Source organism: Rhodopirellula sp. UBA1907, assembly GCF_002337565.1.
Taxonomy (GTDB): Bacteria; Planctomycetota; Planctomycetia; order Pirellulales; family Pirellulaceae; genus Rhodopirellula; species Rhodopirellula europaea.
This window is the reverse complement of record NZ_DDGH01000044.1, coordinates 10,303-32,067: the sequence shown is the minus strand read 5'-3', so window position 1 is coordinate 32,067 and position 21,765 is coordinate 10,303. Positions and strand designations below refer to the sequence as shown.

The following is a 21,765-nucleotide window of genomic DNA, read 5'->3' as shown; positions in this document are numbered from 1 at the left end:
CAGTTATTCACCGTGCGTTGCTAGGTCGAAACGGAAGGTTTGGTTTTGCGGAAATGAATGTTCCGCAAAATCGTCTGGTGTAGCGTTCACATGAGTAGTGTGATTGTTCGAATCGCCGTAGCTTGCCGCGAGAACAACTTCGATGGCTCCAATTCGCCGGCGTTGCGGCAAATCAGGCTCTTTCGTTCTAGGGGGCATTAGCAGTGACGTTCATTGCTCGCTTGAGTTCGATCAAAACCATCTTCTCCCGCCAGCTTTCAGGAAGTCGTGTGAATCCACGATCGCTGACGATAGGAGCGATTGCGTGAATGCTGGGGGAATGGGAATCTGCAAGCTCCCAAGCACTCTTCAAGTACTAGAGATGCCTCTGTGGTGCCAGCCCCTAATGCGGATCCTCACGCCGTAAAAAACGACCGAAATTTGGTAGGTAACACCTGTCGCCGACGGAGGCTCTACGTCGGCATGAGCACAACCAATCTCAACGACCGAGCGATAGGGTTCCAGCCAACCGACACCCCTATATTGCAACCGAACGGTCATACGCTGTTCACTCTTAAAGTCAGAGGTGCTACGAGACTTCGTCACTTGTCTGGAAGGGGCCGAGTAGGGCAGCGTGTTGGGGCCTGCTGCTCAGAGACGATGCTTGGCAAGCATGGCGAGTTGGGCTGCATTGATGGTTCTGTACGAATTTCCAGAAACAGTGTTGGTGTTAACCGAGAAGAGTCTGGAATTCTTTAGGGAAATGCCGAATGATTTTGCTGCAAAAAGCAAATAGGCAAGTGTAAGCACAATGTAGACGTGACGAACGATTTGTACTTTTGGAACCGAACGGAATGACGTTTCGTGCTAAGCAATTGAAACTTCAGGATGCCGATGCCTGGAACGAATTCTACCAAGAGTATCTCGATCCTTTATACGGATTCGTGTACCGCTTGGTGTGTCATAAGCGAACCGTCGCCGACGATCTTTTTCAAGAGGTATGGTTGCATGTGATTCAGAATATCGACACTTACGACTCCGAGAAGGGCGAATTGTCCGCGTGGCTATTTGGAATCGCACGACGACGAGTTGCGTTGTATTGGCGACGCACTTTGGCGGGCAAATCAGTCGACGACGACAATTTGCTGCGAGCGGACCGCGCAGACGCAGCCTTGTTACCAATTGAGGCTATGGAACAGATTGAGCGTGCAGAGGTCGTCAACTCGGCTTTGCTGGTGATGCCGGAAAACCAGAGGCGAATCTTGAGACAAAAGTACATCGACGGCATGTCTGTCGCCGAAATCGCGAAGCGATCATCGACCACCCAAAAGGCTGCCGAGTCGCTGTTGTTTCGTGCAAGAGCAAAATTGAGAAGTTTGCTTGGACCCACCTTTGTCGATGCACTTCCATCGCATTTACTAAACGAGTCCAGGAGACCGAAATGAACGAGAATATTCACAATCGGATGACTGATTCAGACATCACCGATGACGAGCGAGCTTTTCGTACGCTGATGATGGATTCTAATGTTCCACCTATCAAAGCTCCGGAGAAATTAGCGAACGCTGTGCGTAGGAAGCTTCCCGGTTCAGCCACGATCGACTCGTTCGGTCGTCATTCGCAGCGACTTCGGTGGATCATGTCGTCCGCTGCAATGGTAGCGATTGTCCTTGTTTGCGTAGCACTCTGGCCCACGCATCAGCAAGCATGGGGCGAAGTTGTGAAGACACTTCAAGATATGCCATGGATTCGCTTGGTCGGTGAACTAAAACAGGACAAAATGGAAGTTTGGATGTCGCTTCAACGCGACGTCGCAGCTCAACGCAGCAAGGAACTAAGTCGGTTCGACGATTATCGAACAGGCGTCCGGTACGAGTTTAGTGCAGAAGAACAACTGATTTATCGCGTGCCAATCAATGACGAACGCGCGTTCAATTCAATCAGTAGTGTCTTTGCGTCAATCTTTCGCCAAGATGACCAAGTTGGTGACGAGTTTGCAGGGAATCGAATTGTAAGTCAAACTCGGCAAAGCGTTCAAGACAGCGGCAAGAAATGGATCGACTACGAACTCACACTTCAAACACTACCGGGTGTTTCGTCCAAGGTTGTTATCCGTGTCGATCCTGAAACGAATCTTCCAGTGTCGATGCGATTCCAGGAAGATGTCGATCATGCATTGAACATGAAAATCGACTATCCGGAAACGGGGCCGCAGGACATCTATGCAATCGGTGTTCCCCGCGACGCTCGTGTCGTGGATCGCATGCCGACCAGGAATCTAAAGCGAATCGCGGAGATTCTCGATCGAAATCGGAGAGAACTTGACAACTATGTCGCCGCCTATGGATTCGTGCCAAATTCACCGCAAGCACTAATTTACCGTAGCGGCGATCAATGGCGAACCGCTTCTTGTTCCCCGACACGTGACCTTTTCAAAAGCAATCGAGAGTACGGAGCGTTTCTCGCCGAGCAGCCCCCTGCAAATGAAGGCGAACTACGAAGTTGGTGGAAGACTAGACTCAGTCACTACACGATAGTTGCCGACATGCTTTGTGATGGGAGAACTGTTTATCATGCGAGCTATGAAAATCCGGCTTCGCCTGTGTTCGAACCTTTCCAATCCGTACGTGCGGGTGATGGACATTCAATCGCCCAGACAATGGGGAATGCCGGCAATATGCCTGAATTTCATGTTTATCCCGATTTGAACTCGTATGTGCAGATCGAAATGACGCTGACCAAGGACCCGACGGATGGACCGGAAGGAAGCATCCTTGTGACCCGCTCGTACCTGAGTGAACACCAGACTTCAAAGTACTGGCTTAACCCGAAACTTGGGTACGCCGCTGTCCAGGCCCAGCATTCTTTGCGTCAAATCGATGAAAACAAACCGAATGTTACTCCAGCCGAACAGCAGCAGACCTATCGTTTTGAAAACTTCAAGCAATCGCCTCGTGGGATCTGGTATCCCACCGTTATCGTTCGCAGCAATGCGATAGGTCCACAACAAACTGAAGCGGAGTTGTCAGCAGGAGCGACAGCGACCTCTTCCGACGACAGGACGTACTATCACCTTGATTTCACGACCGAATTGTCGAGTGATTTGTTCAAACATACGAGTGGCACCGTATTTGTACCGCTGGACAAAAACAGCACGGACGAATGAGGTTCGTGTTGTGTAAGCATTCGGTAGGACTATTCGCGTTTGCGTCATTTCGTGTGGGCTTCTCTGCTGTTGAGAAGGATGACACCAAGGCCGACAGACGCAAAAAGGGGACGGGGATCAATTAGGTGCGTTTGGTCGACTTGGGCCTTCCTCGTGATCGGAGCGTTGACCACAGGTCGTGTTTGTCAGCGAGTTTTTCGACCCAGTCGATGTCGCCGAAGGGGCGGCCTCGCTGGACGCTTGTTCGAATCATCCCGATCTCCTTTTCGCTGAGTGCTTGATTGACCCGCTTGCTCCAGTTTGCCGTGCGACGGATTGGCCAGGCCGACAAGAGTTTTGGATCTCGGTCGGAATGGTTCGCCCAACGGTGGAATGAACCGTGTTGCCACAACTCGGCTCGTTTGACCAAATTTGCTCGCACTGGATTCCGTTCCACATATCGGCACACTGTCAGGAAGTGCTCGTCATCTTTGATGGGAAAACTCTTGAAACGCGACTGGTACAGATGTCCTTCGCCTGCGGTGTGGTAGTGAGCGTGATAGCGTTGGGTATGAGTGGCGGTGACCCAACGCAGCATCTTTCCCATTTGCCCGTCGCGATCGGGGCGAAGTACGAGATGCCAGTGGTTTGGCATCAAGACGTAGGAGTAGATTTGCACTTCGTAGCGTTCCAGTCCTTGGCCCAACACACGCTCGAAGGCCGCGTAGTCTTCGGGCTTGTGGAAAATCTTTTGTTTGGCATTCCCGCGATTCAACGCATGGTAGATCCCGCCGGCCACATCCAGACGTTTTTGTCGAGGCATCACGCACGCCTGTAGGGAAAAAGTGATCTTGGAGTCGGTGGTTCAATGACAGGATAGCAGAAAAGACCCCCGTCCCCTTTTCGCTGGCGCGAGTCAGAGCGCCTGTCGCCCCTTCAGGGCTTTCTTGTTGTGAGTTGCTGCTGCTCCACGGGCTCACGCCCGTGGCGACAACGTGTCGTCCCGTTGGGACTGGCCCAACCAATTCAGCGATGTTGTCCCGCATTCACTGGTTCGTGCCGATGGTGACAACGTATCGTTTTGCTGAGACTTTGCTTGGAAGAGCGGTCAGGCTTTTCGGATGAAGTCGGCGGCGTAGCTTCGGACTTCGCCGCCGTTGAGGACGTGGACCATGCGGAGTTGTTGGATCTCTTGGTCGCTGAAGGAAGACATCGGCACGTGAACCAAGTGTTTCTTGAACCGGCGGGCCAAACGTTTCCATCCGCCGCCGGGCGGCAGGGGGCTCATGATCGCGACGTGTTTGCTGCGTGAGTGCATGCAGGCAGCGGCAATCAATCGTTCTTCCAGCGTCGCGGTGAAATTCAAGCGACGGTCACGCCAGATGTCGCGAATCGGTACGGGCGGGTACAAGAACATCGCACCGCCATAGATCCCCAGTCCAATGCCTGGGCCGACCATCTCTTGCTGGAAGTCACTGGCGAAGAACGCGAGCGTGGATTCCCATTCGTGCTCGGCGAACCAAGTCGTGCGCCAGGGGTAATCTCGTGGGTCGGCGGGGGTGTCAAACAGCATCAGGCAGGCATCGAGTTGCCCGCGACTGGGCGGCATGACTTTGACGTAGATCTCTTTTTCGTACCAATGTCGAATTGTGTCCCGGATGTCGATTCCGTCTTTGACGCTGGTGGTGAACTTTTCAGTGCGAGCTAAGTCTTGGCCCATGATCGCTTGGGCGCGTTCGCTGACTCGGTTTCTCAGCAGTTCAATGCGTTCGTCTTCGGGCGGGTAGCTGCACTGGGAATAGGGGTTCCAATTGTGCTGCCATTCATGGCGTTCTTTGTCGCTGGGCCGTCGTTGAAGCTGGATCGTTTGCCACGAAATCGGTGGTCCTGGCAAACGATTGACCAGTGACACGACATCTTGATTGGGCAAGCGAGCTTGATCGATTCCCAGCGTGATCGGTTGATCGGATTCAGGGATCCATTGGTCGGAGTTGGCACCCGGTTCGTCCGCGTAGGCGTACTTGGTCGCGACCTCGGCGACGTGCAATGCGAATTGGTCGCCTAGGACTTGTTTGCAGGCGGTGATGATCGTGACCATGTCCGGTGTCATCCGGCGGTTGATCAACGACAAATTGCGGATGTATTGCAAGCACTTTGAAAGCAGCAACGGCGTGATCTTGCGAGCTCGGTTGCCCAGGTCGTCGAGGTAGCTTTGTCGCCCGGCGATCAACAGTTCTTTGACGCCGTCGATCTGCAAATTTTCGTCGTCTTCCAGTTCGGCTCGCGCACGTTCGTGGAGCGATGTGATGAAAGGCAACTCGCCGAACAAGAACAGCAGAGTCTTCGAATTGATTTTGTGCCGAGTTGGTGTGGAGACCTCTTCGTTTTCAAGGTCATCAACTGATCGGCCCTGGTCGGTTCGCAGGAGTCGGTGGGCATCGCGAATCCATGGCCAATGCAGGATGCTGGTGACCAGCAGAATCCGCTGGTAGCTCTTTTCTAGTTCTGTGAGCTGGGCGGCCATGTAATGCATTCGGTCGCGAGTCAGTTCATCGCTCGGCGGAGGAATGCTGGGGAGGATTGCGGCGGCGAACTTTTCAATCGCAACGTGCCGGACCGCATGCGCGTCGGGCATGACGGTCGAAAAAGGCTGGAAGTGATTCGTTTCCAGATCAATGAAGTGCCGCGGGATGTGTTCGCCCATCGCGGCGCGGATCGCCATGATCACGCTTTGGCATGGATCGATCGGCACGTAACTGCTTGGCAGGGGATCTGCGTCTTCGTCGGCTGACTCGCCATATTCTTCGGCTGACAATTCAGGATTGAAGGGCAGCGGCGGTTCGAACGTTGATTGTGACGCGGGGTGTTGCAACACGATCGAAGGACGCGGGAGTTCTAAGACCGCTTCTTCGACCGGTTGTTGGAAGGACGGCGGCAGCGGAACGGCCAGGCAATCGAAGTTGTGCTCGAGCATGAACCGACGGGTCAGCCAGGCGAACTGGCCACTGCCGTGGATGATGGGCAGCAGTGTGACGCGATCGTTCAGGCGTAGCAGCTCGGGGACCGTGTCGCTCATCTTTTAATCAACCAACCAAATTGGATTGCGGTTCAGCGGAGGAGGCAACGACTTCGGTTGCTGATTGGCCCAAGTAGGTTCGGGCGGCTTCGGCAACGCTTTCGATTGTCACACCACGGTAGGCGTCCAGCAACTCATCGAGCGACAGGTGGTCACCACAGCACAACCAGCGACTGCCCAACCCGAACAAGCGGTTTGATGGGCGTTCGGATTGCATGATGCAGCCGGCGACCGTCTTGTTGATGATTTGGTCCAGCTCGGATTGTTCGACGCCGTCACGGGCGACTCGGCCAAGGACTTCGTTCATCAGCCGAACGTTGGAATCCATGTCGTCGGCGGCGCAGACCAAGTAGGTGAACAGGGCACCGGTGTCGGTGAACTCTTGCGGCCAAAGGGTGGCGACTTCGGCGCGGCCGGTGTCGATCAAATCCCAGAACAGCCGACTGCCGCCATCATCGCCGACGATGGACGCCAGCAACCGCATTGCGTAGCGAAGCGGTGACTGCATGGACGGCCCGTCGCCCAATGTCACTCGGTAGCTTTGCGCTGCATCGGGGACACTCAAGTGCTGCGTCAGTTCGATGCCTTCGGGGGTAGTGCTGAGGTCATCACCGGCCAGATCCGTCGGGGCAGGGCGGTCGAGCCAATGCTGCGTCATCTTTTCGGCTTGAGCGACCAAGCCATCAAAGTCGACGTTGCCGCTGGCGGCCAGCACAATGTTCTCGGGCCGATAACGGCGATTGAAATAGGCTCGCATCGATTCGACTTGCATCGATTCGATCGAGTGAGTCGTGCCAAGCACGCGTCGTCCCAATCCACGAGGTCCGTAGGCACATTCCATCACTCGTTCGAAGGCGCCAAACGGAGGCTGGTCTTCGTACTTGGCGATTTCTTCCAGGATCACGTTTCGCTCGGTCGCGAAATCGTCGGCGTCGAGCGACGGGCTGAGCATGTCGGTCAGCAAGTCGACCATTCGGTCTTGGTACTTGGGCAGCACGGACGAATAGTAAACCGTTTGTTCTTCGGACGTGTAGGCGTTGGATTGACCGCCGAGTTCGTCCAGTTCGCGATTTACGTCGGCGGCCGATCGACGAGCGGTTCCTTTGAACATCATGTGTTCGAGGAAGTGGCTGAGTCCCGATTCGATGTCGGTTTCGTCACGAGCACCGGCACGCACGAAGTAACCAACCGCAGCGGAGTAACCACGCAGGTCGATGTCGGCAACGATTCGCAACCCATTGGCCAGGGTCGTTGATTTGAGTTCGTTCATGCGAGCGTTTCGCCTCCTTGAAGGGCTTCCGGTCCGACGGTCACGATTCGGAATTGCCGCGGGCCGTGTTGGCGAAAATAGGATGCGACTTGGTCGAGGGTGATGGCTTCGATTTTGGCTTCGAGTTCTTCGGTTGGAATGACGCGTCCGAGTTGATATTGGTCGGATGCGAGTGAGCTGGCTCGTGAGCCGGCCGATTCTTGCTCCATGATCAGTCCGCTTTCGATGCGAACTTTCCAACGCGAGAGTTCTTCTTGTTCGAGGTCGTCGGCTAGGTTCTGGATTTCGCGAAGGCTGACGTCCAGCGTTTCTTGTGCTCGAGCGGGCGTGGTGCCGGCGTAACCGAACACGGCACCGTTCTGGCCGATCGTGTGTGTGCTGGCCCAGACGCTGTAGCACAGCCCGCGTTGTTCTCGAACGCGATCGAACAGGCGACTGCTCATGCCATCGCTGAGGATTCCGATTCCGGCTCGCATGACGAAGTAGTCATCGCTGCCGTAGGGAATCGAATCGAATGAAAATCCGATGTGCGTTTGGCTGCTGGGCAACTCGATGTGTTCGTTGCCATCGATCGGGGCAGGGGAGGGCAGGGCAGGGCGTTTGCCTGATTTCCAATCGCCAAAGGATTGCTCGATGGAGTCAAAGATTTGTTTGGCGTCGAAGTTGCCGGCGACGGCCAGCACGCTTCCACCGGCATGATATTGATCGGTGTAGAACTGGCGGACGTCGTCCATGCTGAGTGCTTCTAGGCTCGCTTCGCTGGCGTATCCACCTCGTCCCAGGTAGGGGCCGTATTGGCGTTCGCGAAGACGACGCATCAAACGCTGAGTCGGTTCGTCTTGGAACGCGGCGAGTTCTTGCCGCAGGATCATTTTGGCGTCGTCGAATTGGTTGCCAGGCAAGTGTGGGCGACGAACGACGTCGGCTAGCAATTCAATGGCGGGAAGCAATGAGTCCGCGGGCATGCGTGCGGAGTAACCCGCGACGCTGGTCGCGGCCGAGTTGCCGCTGTCGATGCCCAGGTTGTCTTCGGCGGCAACCAGTTGGCGACTGTTGTAGGCACCGGCACCACGCTGGACCATTTCGCAGGTCAGCGAAGCCAGGCCATCGCGACGAGCCAAAAACTCCGTGTCGGCCAGTTGTTCTTCGCTCAAGCCATGCAACTCGGTTGTGATCCCGGCAGGCAACCACAGCGTGTACGCGGCGGTTCGCAGCCAAGGCATCGGTTGCACGACGACGGTCAGACCGTTGTTGAGCGTTCGAGTTTGAATCGGGGGAGATTGAGTGCTGAGCAAGGGAATCGCTGAGGGCTGAGGGCTGAGTTGCTAGTTGGGTTCAATTGGTAGCGGAAGTCGCCAAGACTTTCGGAAATCACGGTCGCGGCTGAAACTCATGACGAGTTTGGCTACCCCGAAAAGCTGGGAGCTAGCCCGGCATTCCGAGCGAGACAACTTCCACTGTTTTGACGCGGCCGATCAGCGTGTGGCTGCTGACGTCATCGATTTGAATGTCCATCAATTGGCCGGCTTGGCGTCGGTTGCCATCGAACACCACGATCCGGTCGCAGATGGTTCGTCCGGTCATTTGAACGACGGGAGCATCCGGATCGGATTTGTCGGCTTTCTTGCTTGGTCCCTCGACCAATACCTCGACGGTGTCGCCAATCAGTTTTTGGTTGTCCTCTTTCGAGATTCGATCTTGGACCGCCAGCAGTTCGTTGTTGCGAGCCGCTTTAACTTCGCGAGGCACATCGTCGATCAGGTTGGCGGCGGCCTTGGTGCCTTCGCGAACGCTGTACTGGAAGATGAAGCTGTTCTTGAATCGGCAGCGTTCGATCAGTTGCACCGACTTTTGGAAGTCCTCATCCGTTTCGCCGCAGAAGCCGACGATGAAGTCACTGCTGACCGAGGCTTCGGGTAGGATCGTTTCAATGCGTTCGAACATCTCCATGTAGTCGGCGATCGTGTAGCCTCGCTTCATGCGTTTAAGAACCGCGTCGCTGCCGCTTTGTGCTGGCACGTGCAAGTAAGGCGACACCTTGGGCAGATCACGAATCGTTTCCAGCAATCGGGCCGTCATGTCTTTGGGGTAGTTCGTCACAAACTTGATGCGTTTCAAACCATCGATGTCGTGCAGACGTTCCAGCAGACCGGCCATATCGGTTTCGCCGTCCGGTCCGCGGTGGCGATAGCTGTTGACGGTTTGCCCGAGCAACGTGATTTCGAGTGCACCTTGTTCAGCGAGCACGCGAGCTTCGGAAACGATCTCTTCGGGCGATCGGCCTTGTTCGGGACCGCGAGTGTTGGGCACGACGCAGTAGGTGCAGAATTTGTCGCAGCCGATTTGGATTCGCAGGTAGGCTTGGAAGGGAGTCGGTCGCATGGTTGGATCCCGCAAAGGATCGAATGTTTCATGGCTGCGAGCGACGACGGTTTGCTTGCCATCTTTGCGACCCAGCGAAACGGCCATCTGCCGTCCTTCGCCACTGGTGACTTTCGTCAGCATGTCCGGAATCGCGTGCAGTTGTCCGGGACCGACGACCATGTCGACAAAGGGGGCGCGACGAAAGATCGTTTCTTGGTCTTTCTGAGCCATGCATCCCATCACGCCGATGGTTTTTTCGGGGTGGCGAGCTTTGGTTTCTTTGAGTTTGCCGAGGGCGCTGTACGTTTTTTCTTCGGCCTGCTCGCGAATGCTGCATGTGTTGTAGAGCAGCAGGTCGGCTTCGCCGGGAGAATCGACGACGGTGTAGCCGTGACGTTTCAAGTCGGCGATCACCATTTCGCTGTCCAGAACATTCATCTGGCAGCCGACGGTTTTGATGTAAACAGTTTTAGTCATGGAGATCACTCCGGCTCGTCTTCGGAAGGTTTTTTGCTGGCTTCGATGGCGGCCCGTTGGGCCTCTTGGGTGCGGTTAACGTGGTCCCGCAAGAGACCCGTCAGGTGGGCTTGTCGTCGGTTCATCGCACCCACGACGATCCAGGCGGCAACCGCCGCTCCGGCGACCCACAGCCAGTTGATATTGGTCAGAAAAGTTTGTCCCCACAGCGCATTCATCGCTCCAGGATAACGCCACGAGGGCGTTTCTCGGAAGACGAGCCTTTTTCAATCGGTTGAGGCCCCGTTTGACCTTTGAAAACGTTGGGAAGACGACGATTTTCGCCATTGGTCGTGAAGCACCACAAAGCTGGGCACGAGGACCGTTCGCACATAAAGCGTGTCCAGCAGCACTCCGAGACCGAGTGCAAACCCGAGTTCCGTGATTCCCCGCAGCGTGGTCGGTTGCTTGGCAATTTGGTCGCCGAGCGACGCGGCACTGTCGCTGGTGAGAAATGCGAAGCTCTGAGTGATCCAGGGCCACCAGGACGACGCGGTCATGCTGATGAAGGTGGCGGCCATGACCAAGCCGCAGGCGGTGATGATGCCGCCGGTTCGGGCCACCGCGCGGCGGACCGCTGCGAGCGAACCGAGTTTGCGTTTCTCTTCCAGAATTCGGGTGACCAAGTAAACGTTGTAGTCCTGGCCCACGGCCACCAGGATTACGAACAAAAAGATGGGCAACTTCCAGTCCAGGCCAGGGAACGTCGGTCCGTGCCAAAAACGAAAGAACAGGTACGTCAGCCCGAGGGTGGTGTAGTAGCTGAGCAAGACGGTGGCGATCAGATAGATCGAAAGTGCAACGCGCCGAATCACCAGCACTAGCACCGCGAAAACGGCGGCGATCACGGCGAGCTTGATTCGAAAGGTGTCCGAAAGGGTGACTTCGCGGAGGTCCACGATGGATGGTGTTGTGCCCGCGTAGAACGCATCGATTTTGAGTCCGGCTTGACCGAATGCGGCGGTCTGCTCGGCGATGGTTTCCTCAATTCGTTTCAGGCTGTTGCCAGCGGATTCGCTGAACGGATCTTCCTCGATGATCACGTCCATTCGAATCAGCCGATCGGCGTACTGCGGCATCGAAGACACAAAGTGCAGTTGCGTCAAACGATGATTCTGTAGTGCCCGGCGACGCCAGGCTTCGCTGCTGAGCAAACTCATTTCGCGATCCGGAGGGAAATCACCCAGCGGATCATTGCGATGACGAACGGCGGTGACGCCCTCGGTTTGATAGAGCGCCTGCGTGATGGTTTGCAGGGTTTCTTTTTGTTCCTCTTTTTGCATTGGCTGTTCGGATAGCATCAGCACCGAGATCGGTGCGAGTTGGCCGATGCCAAACTCTCGATCGAGCACTCGCATGCCCTGTCGTGTGCTGGCCGAGGCAGACAATTGGCCGCTGATGTCGTAGGTGACGGTGCGTTCGTTTCGAAAGCCAATCCAAGCCGGTGGCAGCAGCAACGCCAATCCAATCAGCAATGTCACCATCGGACGACGCGTCAGTTGGATCGCCATCCAGTTCCACAGGAGATCACCGGGCGTGCTGTCCTTGTCGTTGACGCTGCGATTGCCGATCAACTGAATTCGCGGTTCGCGGCTGACCTGACCGGCCGATGTGGGCCAGAAGACTTTGGGGCCTAACAAGCACAGACATGCGGGTGTGAGCGTCATGCAGACCAGCAATCCGATCGACAAACACACCGCGATGATTGGGCCGGTGTGATGAAACTTTCCGAAGTCGGCAAACCAAAGCATGCCCAAGCCAACGATCGTCGTCATCGCGCTGCCGATCAACGCGCCGCTGACCTGCGTGAGTGCTTTGCGACAAGCGACGGGCCAAGGTGACTGAGCGGCTTCTTCTCGCAAACGAGCGATCAAGAACAGGCAGTAGTCCGTGCCGGCACCGAACAGAATCACGACCACAAAGATTCGGCTGGTTGTGTAGATCTGCACGTCCAGTCCGGGAACCAAACCGGATTGCGACAACTGTGTCAGGAATGTGACCGCGGCGGTCGATACCATCACCGCGATCGCGATTGAAAACAAAGGCACGGCGACCAGCAGCGGGGCGCGATACACGATGGACAGCAGCAGTAGGATCATCACGACCGTGAACCACTCCGTGTACTGAATGGCGGAGCGAGCGGCCGAAAGGGTTTGTCCGCCGATCGCGGCCGAACCGGTGACGATCAATTGCGGTGATCCTGTTTCGGAACGTTCGTCTTCGGTCAGGTAGGCGTGGCTGTAGGCGATCGTTTCGTCGACGATCTCTTGCAGTTGTTCCAGCAGTTCGATGTTGCCCGTTGCCGCCAGTTCGCTGGAAAGAGTCAGCACAGCGAGGCGAGCTCGCGGGGTTTTCAGTTGTGAACCCAGAGTGCGATCTTCCCAGCTGTAGATATCCAGCAGCGGTTCCCAGTCCTTCAGTGGCCGCTTTGAAATCGGCAACACCGACATGGGGAGGTCTGAGTCCAAGACCAAAGCGGCTTCGAGATCCTCGGCCACACGGGCGGTGGTTTCGGAAATGGAGGATGCTTTTTTGTCCGGTTCGGTCTCCGCAGCGGTGTCGCCAGGAGCGACGGCTGTCTCCGGTGCAGTGGATGGTTGGATCACCATTTGCGAACCGAGCAAATTGCCTCGGTCCCAGTAAGCGATCGCCATGCGTGGTTCGTAGGGAGTCGGTGAAGTCTCAGGGACTCGGTCGCCGAGAGCCTCGTAGAACTGCGAATCGATTTCGATTGCTTGGTCAAACGCCTGCGCGGCAACCACCCACCATCGATTGATCGACTCGTCCCCGCTGTCGTCGCGCAGTTGCATTGCACGTTGCCAAGCGACTTCACCGAGCCGGTGATAGAGGCGGCGGAGCAAGTCCAGGCCGATCAGACGATCGGTCTTTGTCAGGTCTTGTTCGGCGCGAGAAAGCGTGACAACCATTTGGCTGCGTGCCCGCGTGCCGAAGAAGGCTTCATCGAGCAACTTGCCGCCCGCGACGCTGGTTTGTGTCGCTGGAAGATACTCGAAGTCGCCGTCGAGGGCGACTTGTTTCCAAGAAGGCGAAAACGCTTTGCAGAGGACTGCAAAAACGACCCAACCCAAAACGATCCAATGAGCACGTGCAATGACCTGTCGAGAGAATCGTTGGGTGGCGCTGGTTTTCATTAATCGCGAGATGGACGGCGACGCGGGGAGTCATTGTTGTCGCGCCGACGATCATCTGAATTTGAATTGCGATCCCGTGAAGGACGCGTATCGGATTCAACTCCCAAAGCCGCCAGGGCTCGCTGGACGGCCTCGGCCGAGACACCTCCGCTGAGATTGATGATCTCAACGTCGCCTCCCGGTTTCGCGGCAACGTCCAACTTGTCGACCATCTCAGCGATCAAGTCAAGCAGCGACTCGCCTTCGGCACTGATTAACAACGTGTTGCCGACTTCGTCGACACCCATGGAAAGCTTGCCGTTGAAGGAGAAATCCTGTCCGCCACCATCTTTTCCGCTTTCGCTGTCTTCCAATCCACTGCCGCTCTCACGGTTACTGGCCGTCTTTGCCCCCCCACGTTGGCCGCCTCGTCCACCACCGCCTTGGAACGCTTTGTCGTTGCTGCTGAGCAAATCGCGATACGCGTCCTTCACTGTTTCGGCAATTTTCGCCGCACTGCCATATTGGATCTGCACCAGCTTTGTGTACCGGACCTTTCGCGGATTGACCGGTTCAGGAACGTCCCACAAACGGATGAGCTCTTCGATGGTTTGTAATTGTTGACCTGTCGCCCCACTGACGATCAGAGTGCCAGTATCGGAGTTAGGAAGAAACTTCAATTTGCCTGCGGCATCCAGGCCTTTCGGACCTTTGTCTTCCGAATCTCCACTGCCGAAGATGTAGCGATAGAATCGATCCGATTCATCCTCATCGTCTTCGCCGTCCTCTTCGAAGTAATCTTCCAGATCGAGTGCGATGTAGGTAACGGATGCATATCGGATACGGAAAACATGGTAAGGACGCCTTGGTGGCGAGACCTGGAGCATTAAGTCTTCTAATCGATCCAGCGCGTCGGTGTCGTCACTACGGAGGATCAGATTGCCTGCCGCGTCCAACTTGATTTCGATCTTCGGCTTGGATGATGCTGGCTTGGACGAAACGTTGGTTGTCGTTGCGATCGAGCTGTCGGTTGCAGGTGTCGATTCCTGGTTGGGCAAGTTGGTTGGCTCGCCGTCATCGGAAAAAGCGTTGACCCAAGTGAGTTGCTTTTGTGATTGACCAATGCCGGTGAGTTCGGTTTCCGGCGGCAAGATCACCGCTGGAGCCTCCTCAGTCTCTTCCGTTGAATCTTCGTCTTCGGTTTTCGTGTCTTCTTCTTCGCGTTCTTCGCCAATCACATCGATCGGATCTTTGAATTCGTCAGCATCCGGTAGCACCAATTCAGTCCCGGAAAGCTGTTGCCAACGTCGTTGCAAACGCTGAAGGTACTCGAGCGTTTCAGGAGTGGCCGAAGCTTCGATGATTCGCATCGTCCGTTCGCTTCCGCCGGGCGGTGGAAGTTCACCGAGTTTGATCAGCAGTGAACGGACTTCTTCCATTTCCGTTTCATTCGCCCAAAGCAAGACTTGGCGGTAGGCGACGTTGGCGGTCACACGGAATTTGTCCTTGTCTTTATCGTCGTCATCATCGTTTCCGCCCCATCCGTAGTAGCTGTATCGCGAACGGGAGTTGTTGTCGTCTTCTTCGGGTTCTTGGCCCATCAGGAATGAAATGGACTCCGCCACTTCGGCCGCACCGAGACGGCGCAATTGCAGCACTTCCAAGCGGCGTTTGCCGCCATCGAGTCGTTCGATCAGCGATTTGATGATGAAGCGATCCGCGGCCGAGCCGGAAACGATGACCGCCGAGTTGTCTTTGTCGACGCGAATGCGTGTGGTGGGTTCGAGAACGTTCATCTCTTGAGCGATCTCGATCAGCTTTTCAGGATCCAGTGATACCAATCGAAACACATCGACTCGCGATGTCGCATCGGTGAGGCTGCGGAGTGATCCACCGGGCACGTCGATGCGTTTGATGAACTCGGCGGCGATCGCGACTCGATCGAGCGGAGCACGGACAAGCACGGAGTTTTGGCGTGTGTTGGCGACGATTGAGATTTCGACATCGCCTTTTGTGTCGCCACCCTTCTTGCCCTGCTGCTGTTGCATCTGCTGCATTCGCTGCATCATTTGCATTTGTTGTTGAGACATCGGGGCGGAGTCTTTTTTCTCGACGCCGAGGAATTGCTCCAGCATGCTTTTGGCTTCTTCGGCGGGGATGTGCCGCAGACGGAACTCCGGTGCCAAGGCGTCTCGGCTGGCCGCGTCGCGTTCTTCGGCGAGCAAATGAGCGACTTGCCGCAGGTTCACCGCGACGTCCATCACTTCGATGCGGTTGGTGGTTGCCAACGGGATCATTTTGCCCGCGCTGCTGAGCATGGCTTTGAGTTCTTCGGAGAGCTTTTCTGCTGACAGCCAACCCGCGTCGAGCATCGTGCGGACGTAGCGGTGATCCTCCAGGTCGTTCAGTTCGCTGGCGTCCACACGCCGCACCATCCCAGGATTCACAGCGTCGGTTTTGACAATTGCGATGCCGCCTTCCAAGTCCAGCATCGTGTAGCCACGGGCCAGCAAGTGGCGGTTGATCAAGTCAGCTGTTTGGGAAACGGTCAAACGATAGGGGCTGATCAAATTGACGGTGTCCCCGGGCAACTCTTGCCAGTCGATCGGTTGTTCGGAGATGTCTGACAACCAACGCACCAAATCGACCCATCCCTGATTGCGGAACCGGAAGCCGACTTTGCCGTCGTCGCCGACGGTGGCTTTCAATTCACTTGGGTCGGAGGACTTGGCTTCGACGCTGTCACGGCGAATGACCTTGGGAGCGGCTGATTCGGGCGGTTTACCTTCGCCGCCATTGCCCTCTTTCTTCTCGCCATCCTTGCCATCGGGTTTGGAGCCCGGTGGTGGGCCACCTGGCGGACGTCCACCAGGGGCCGGCATGGGACCGTTGGTGGTGATCGTTTTGCCATCAGCGGTCCGTATCACCGTGGGAGATTGGGCGGAGACGGGCAATGAAAAAATCGCCAGAAACATCGACAAGACTGCTACGCGGGACGCCCAGAGGCAGGCTCCGGATTGATCGGCAGATCTCGGCATTCCAGGTGGAAGTGAAAGCAGCACAAGTGCGCTCTTGAGAAAGAAGAATGGGACGTTGGGGGACGTCGTGCGGGGATGACGGCGGATGGGGCACCCGCACGAGTATTATGTATGAACCCCTCCGACAATACAAACAAAACACCCCGCGAGAGCCAAATGGGTTCTATCGACTCGCAAAAAGCCGATTGGTACGCTTTGGGGGAACAACGATTGCACAGCTGAACAATTTGGCGTTTGGTTCACTACAGTATGCGTGTTGCGCCCCGCGGGAAGATCCTCGTCGCAACGAGGTCGCGGGGGCTGCTTCTGATTGAACGGCCGCTTTGAATCCAAATGGGCGAGTGTTTTCGCCAGACAGACATTGTCAGACTTAGTTTCGAGCACCGCTCGGTCGATTTTCTTCCTTCACCAAACAAACGCAAAGTAGTTTTCAATGACCCGCTTTTTTTCGCTCCCCGTCGCGTGGACACGTAAGACTCTGCTAGGTGCCGCCTGCGGAGTTGCCTTCTTGACCGGCGGCGTTGCGGCCCAAGCCGAGCCGACGTTGACCGTGGGATCGAAAGCGCCTTCGCTCGACATTGAGCACTACATCCACGAAGACCTCGGGAAATTCGGTCCCGTTACCGATTTCGAAGATGGCAAAATCTACGTTGTTGAGTTTTGGGCGACCTGGTGTGGTCCTTGCATCCAAAGCATGCCTCACTTGGTTGAGCTGCAAGAACGACATCGCGGAAATGGTGTTCAGATCGTCAGCATCTCGGACGAAGATTTGGAAACAGTCGAAGGCATTCTGGAACGTGATTACCCAGGCAAAGAAGGCGTCACGTTTGCAGAACTGACATCGGCTTACACACTGACGGTCGATCCCGATGGTTCATCGACCGATGACTACATGCGTGCCGCGAATCAAAACGGTATCCCCGCCGCATTCTTGGTCGGCAAGACCGGTTTGATTGAGTGGATCGGACACCCAATGAGCCTCGACGAGCCGCTGGAACAAGTCATCGAAGGAACGTGGGATCGCGAAGCCTTCAAGGAATCAATGGCTCGCCAGCAGCGTCTGGAAGAAGCGATGCAAAAGGTCAATCGTTTGGCCGGCGAAGGCAACTTTGACGACGCCATCAAAGTCATCGACAAGATTTTGGAAGAGTTCAAAGATGTTGATGACGAGATGGGCCAGTCGGTTCGTGAGCAACTGACTCAGTTCAAGTACGGTCTGCGTCTGGACTCGGGCGATCTTTCCGAAGACGTGATGACGTACTTCCGTGGTCAATTGAAGGACGCGAAGGGCAATCCACAAGCCATGGCTCAATTCTCCTATGGGTTGATGTCATCGATTCAACAAGGAGCCAAAGTTGGCAAGTTGGCCGACGAAACGTTGGTTGCACTCAACGCTGAAATCGAAGGAGCTGATCCACAAATTCAGCCTTTGATGCACGTCCTGGTCGCTCAGATGAACGCATCGCTGGAACGATTCGACGCGGCGATTGAGGCACAGAAACAAGCGATCGAGAAATCGGAAGGTCGTCAAAAAGACCGCATGGAAAGCATGCTGGAAGAACTCGAAGAACTCGCGGACGCGGGTTCGGCCACCGAAGAGTCTGACGATAAAAAGGAAGACTCGTCGGAAGACGGTGAGTGATCCAGTCACAGGCGGACAAACCCGATCAAACGTCTCGTTTGCGGTTGTCGGGAATTAGTAAACGGTTTGGCTCCACCCAAGCGCTGTCGAATGTTTCGATGGAAGTGGAAGGTGGCCAAGCCATCGCGGTTATCGGTGAAAACGGTGCCGGCAAAAGCACGTTGATGAAGGTGCTGGCCGGGATCGTCTCGCCGGACCAAGGTCAAATTGAATTGGACGGCCAAGTGCTTTCTTGGTCCGGTCCCCGTGATGCGATCGATGCTGGCATCGCGTTGATTCATCAAGAGCTGAACTTGCACGACAATTTAAGCGTTGCTGAGAATTTGTTTCTCGGTCGCGAGCCTTCTCGGTTTGGCTTGCTGGATCGTGCCGAGCTTCGACGCACCGCGTCGTCATGGCTGGATCGAGTTGGTTTGTCGGTGTCCCCGGATGCTCCCGTCGGGCCGCTCCCCATTGCGTCCAAGCAGCTGATCGAGATCGCGCGTGCTTTATCGACTGATGCTCGCGTGGTCATCATGGACGAACCGACCAGCAGTCTGAGCGAAGAAGAATCGCTGCGGTTGTTCGAGTTGATCGAACGGCTTCGCGAAGAAGGTGTCGCGATCCTATATATCTCGCACCGTTTGCATGAAATCATTCGTTTGGCTGATCGAGTGGAAGTGCTGCGAGACGGCGAGCACGTCGAAACGCTGACGAAGGGCAACATCACCCACGACACCATGGTGCGTGCCATGGTTGGACGCGATCTCACGCGTCGATCTCACGAAACCGCGAAAGAGTGTCTTGAACCTCGACTCACCGTGTCGGGGTTGAAGGTCGGATCCCGTGCGGCACCTCCGGTTGATCTACAAGTGCTCGGTGGGGAAGTGGTCGCCCTCGTCGGATTGGTCGGGGCAGGGCGAACCGAGATTGTGGAAACAATTTTCGGCGTCCGCGAACGGTTCGGCGGCGAGATCTTGATCGATTCCGAACCGCTCAAAGGCGGTGTCGACTCCGCGATCGCAGCCGGGTTGGCGTTGGTGCCGGAAGATCGGAAACGGACCGGGTTGCTGATTCAATCCAGCGTGGGTGACAACGCGACCATCGTCTCGATGACTCGAGAAGGAGTGTTCCGCAGTCGCAAAACGGAACGTGCAACGGCCGCAGAATTGATCGATCGGCTGCGAGTGAAGACTGCTTCGCAAGAAATTGAGATTGCTTCTTTGTCCGGTGGAAACCAGCAAAAGGTGGCTTTGGCGAAGTGGTTGGCCGGTGATGTGAAGGTCTTGATGCTCGACGAGCCAACACGAGGCGTCGACATTGGCGCAAAATCTGAGATCTACGAAGTGATCGATCAGTTGGCGAGCCAAGGCATGGGAGTCTTGGTGGTCAGCAGCGAAATGGAAGAAGTCTTTGCGATCGCCGATCGGGTGATTGTCATTTCCGATGGTTGTGTCGCGGGTGAATTGACAAGATCGGAATTGACCGAAGAGGCGATCATGCGTCTCGCGGTGGCAAAGGGCGAACCTGCCCAAGGTTGAATAGCCCAAGGTTGAATAGAATGCGTGGAAAGAATTTTGGCATCTTCGCGTTGCTGATCGCGATTGTGGTCATTGCAACTTGGTTGGAAGGCAACTTTGTCGCCGCCGCGAATTTGAAGACGCTGATCCGTGACACCAGTTTGTACGGATTGATCTCAATCGGTGTCGCCATGGTGATCATCACCGGCGGAATTGATCTGTCGATCGGTTCGCTGATTGCGTTGTGCGGTGTGATGATGGTCCAAGTCATCGATGTGCGCTACGAAAGATACGATGCGATTGGAAGTATCGCCGCGATTGAACGCCCGGACGAAGGTGACACGCGAATTCGGATTGATACCGGGATCGATCCGGTCCGAGCGGGTGACCGGATCGTTTACGCGGGCGCTTTCAATGAATCAAAGGTCTACCTCACGGGGCAAGTCGAAGAAGACGGCAACGTCTGGCTGACGAGCGGCAACCCGGCACGCTCGTTGCAAACGGGCACGGAAGTCTCGCTGGAACGCATTCGCTACACCAATCCGTTGCTCGCTTGCGGGTTGGTGTTGTTGGCTGGTGCGTTCATCGGTGCCTTGCATGGCTTGCTTGTCACTCGGGCTCACCTGCAACCGTTTGTGGTGACGCTTTGTGGATTGCTGGTCTATCGCGGTTTGGCTCGAGTTTGGACCGGGGATGATCAAGTCGGGTTGGGCAGCGCGTTGGCCGATTTCAAAGCGACGGTGACGGGCAACGTTTTTGAATTCCCATTGCCATTGGTCGCGAAGCTATCGGGAGCGTCGGAGTCTTGGTCCGAGTGGACTTGGATCGCGTTCCCGTTCACCGGTGTATTGTTGATCATCGTCGCCTTCGCGGCATGGATCTTTTTGGAACACAGCGTGGCGGGACGTCATTTGTTGGCCGTCGGCGAGAACGAAGAAGCGGCTCGTTTCAGCGGCATTCGCACCGAACGACTGATTGTGATGGCATATGTCGTCAGTGGTCTGCAGGCGGCTCTTGCCGGGATTCTTTTCCTGTTGGAATGGAATTCAGTCCAGCCCGGTTCGAGTGGCAATTTCTACGAGCTCTACGCAATCGCGGCAGCGGTGCTGGGCGGTTGTTCACTGCGCGGCGGCCGAGGAGCGGTCTTTGGCGTGATCGCGGGTGCCGCGGTGATGCGATGCCTGTACAAAGCCATCGTGGTGCTGGGCATCGAGCAGCAATGGGAGATGGTCATCATTGGCGGCGCATTGCTGGCCAGCGTGCTGTTCGATGAAATCTGGCGACGCTATCAGCTGTGGAAGTCAGCCAAGTCCGTGGTCACGAGCTAGACCGTAGTCAGCCTGCTGATCAGGGTTGGAACGTCAACGTGACTTCGGTGCGATAGCGTTTACCATCTCGCAGGATCACCATCGAGATCGGTCGTTGATCGGGCTGGGCCATGCCGGCCAATGCAACCAAGTGATCATCGTCTTCGACGTTGATGGAATCGAATTGCAGGATGATGTCGCCCCGTTGCAGGTGAGCCAATTCGGCTGGCGATCCAGGACGAATGTCCTTCACGCGTGCTCCACCCAATTTGATTTCTTCTTGCGAACCAAATCGCGAATCGAAGTCGGGTGTGATCTTCATCGATGCGTAAATGCCCGATGCCGGAGACAGATCCGCGGCGGCGAAGTTAGGGTCCAGCGTCACGCCGAGGTACCCGCGACGCAGGCGACCGTGAACGATCAGTTCTTCCGCCACGCGAGCGGCCATATTGATCGGAATTGCGAATCCGATGCCTTCGCTGCCACCGCTACTGCTGGCAATCGCGGTGTTGAGCGCGATCACTTCGCCGCGAAGGTTCAGCAGCGGGCCACCACTGTTGCCAGGGTTGATTGCGGCGTCGGTTTGGAAGAAATCCTGCAGGTCGATTCGTTCTTCACCCAATGACAAGTCGCGTCGACCCTTGGCACTCAAGATGCCAAACGTGACCGAATGGCTGAGTCCGAACGGGCTACCGATGGCGATGACGAAGTCTCCGATATGAACCTCGTCGCTGTCGGCCAATCGAGCGGCGGGTGGCATCTTGGCGAACGAGCTGGTTCCGCGACGGATCGAGTCCC

At 55.9% G+C, this 21,765-nt stretch carries 14 protein-coding genes; 5 read left to right on the top strand and 9 right to left on the bottom strand.

What is annotated here, in order from left to right:
- Positions 1–833: 833 nt before the first annotated feature.
- Together B2R17_RS09560 and B2R17_RS09555 are read left to right on the top strand one after the other, a co-directional pair.
- Positions 834–1,424 carry an RNA polymerase sigma factor gene (locus tag B2R17_RS09560; protein WP_051073361.1) on the top strand — a complete coding sequence of 197 codons (591 nt, stop codon included), beginning with the start codon at positions 834–836 and terminating at the stop codon, positions 1,422–1,424.
- On the top strand, positions 1,421–3,145 hold the full coding sequence (locus tag B2R17_RS09555; protein ID WP_008667080.1) for a hypothetical protein: 1,725 nt from the start codon (positions 1,421–1,423) through the stop codon (positions 3,143–3,145). The genes B2R17_RS09560 and B2R17_RS09555 overlap by 4 nt, the downstream gene beginning before the upstream one ends.
- 121 nt (positions 3,146–3,266) lie before the next feature.
- On the opposite strand, the gene B2R17_RS09550 is transcribed toward B2R17_RS09555, so the two are convergent.
- The 8 genes from B2R17_RS09550 to B2R17_RS09515 form a co-directional block, all read right to left on the bottom strand.
- Positions 3,267–3,947 (bottom strand): transposase, encoded by a 681-nt coding sequence (locus tag B2R17_RS09550; RefSeq protein WP_286763814.1) that lies wholly within the window; start codon positions 3,945–3,947, stop codon positions 3,267–3,269.
- A gap of 285 nt (positions 3,948–4,232) precedes the next feature.
- Positions 4,233–6,200: a hypothetical protein gene (locus B2R17_RS09545; RefSeq protein ID WP_286763813.1), complete on the bottom strand. Its 1,968-nt coding sequence runs from the start codon at positions 6,198–6,200 to the stop codon at positions 4,233–4,235.
- A 7-nt stretch (positions 6,201–6,207) separates the two neighbouring features.
- Positions 6,208–7,470 carry a M16 family metallopeptidase gene (locus tag B2R17_RS09540; protein WP_008653134.1) on the bottom strand — a complete coding sequence of 421 codons (1,263 nt, stop codon included), beginning with the start codon at positions 7,468–7,470 and terminating at the stop codon, positions 6,208–6,210.
- Positions 7,467–8,765 carry a M16 family metallopeptidase gene (locus B2R17_RS09535; RefSeq protein WP_286763812.1) on the bottom strand — a complete coding sequence of 433 codons (1,299 nt, stop codon included), beginning with the start codon at positions 8,763–8,765 and terminating at the stop codon, positions 7,467–7,469. The genes B2R17_RS09540 and B2R17_RS09535 overlap by 4 nt, the downstream gene beginning before the upstream one ends.
- Before the next feature lie 130 nt (positions 8,766–8,895).
- A complete protein-coding gene (gene miaB / locus B2R17_RS09530) occupies positions 8,896–10,320 on the bottom strand; it encodes a tRNA (N6-isopentenyl adenosine(37)-C2)-methylthiotransferase MiaB (protein WP_286763811.1) in 1,425 nt (474 codons plus the stop codon).
- A complete protein-coding gene (locus B2R17_RS09525; protein ID WP_007327202.1) occupies positions 10,317–10,529 on the bottom strand; it encodes a hypothetical protein in 213 nt (70 codons plus the stop codon). The genes miaB and B2R17_RS09525 overlap by 4 nt, the downstream gene beginning before the upstream one ends.
- Positions 10,530–10,577: 48 nt before the next feature.
- Positions 10,578–13,502: an MMPL family transporter gene (locus tag B2R17_RS09520; RefSeq protein WP_286763810.1), complete on the bottom strand. Its 2,925-nt coding sequence runs from the start codon at positions 13,500–13,502 to the stop codon at positions 10,578–10,580.
- Positions 13,502–16,456, bottom strand: coding sequence for a secretin N-terminal domain-containing protein (locus tag B2R17_RS09515; protein ID WP_286763809.1), 2,955 nt, complete (start codon positions 16,454–16,456; stop codon positions 13,502–13,504). Before B2R17_RS09515 ends, B2R17_RS09520 begins: the two co-directional genes overlap by 1 nt.
- Before the next feature lie 496 nt (positions 16,457–16,952).
- Between B2R17_RS09515 and B2R17_RS09510 the strand changes: the two genes are divergently transcribed.
- From B2R17_RS09510 to B2R17_RS09500, 3 genes are read left to right on the top strand one after another with little or no spacing between them, the layout of a single operon-like run.
- Positions 16,953–18,161, top strand: coding sequence for a TlpA family protein disulfide reductase (locus B2R17_RS09510; RefSeq protein ID WP_286763808.1), 1,209 nt, complete (start codon positions 16,953–16,955; stop codon positions 18,159–18,161).
- On the top strand, positions 18,158–19,681 hold the full coding sequence (locus B2R17_RS09505) for a sugar ABC transporter ATP-binding protein (RefSeq protein ID WP_286763807.1): 1,524 nt from the start codon (positions 18,158–18,160) through the stop codon (positions 19,679–19,681). The genes B2R17_RS09510 and B2R17_RS09505 overlap by 4 nt, the downstream gene beginning before the upstream one ends.
- Positions 19,682–19,701: 20 nt before the next feature.
- Entirely contained in the window at positions 19,702–20,988 is a 1,287-nt protein-coding gene (locus tag B2R17_RS09500; RefSeq protein WP_286763806.1) for an ABC transporter permease, read from the top strand.
- Positions 20,989–21,007: 19 nt separating this feature from the next.
- On the opposite strand, the gene B2R17_RS09495 is transcribed toward B2R17_RS09500, so the two are convergent.
- A partial coding sequence (locus B2R17_RS09495; protein ID WP_286763805.1) for a S1C family serine protease occupies positions 21,008–21,765 on the bottom strand: 758 nt, incomplete at its 5' end.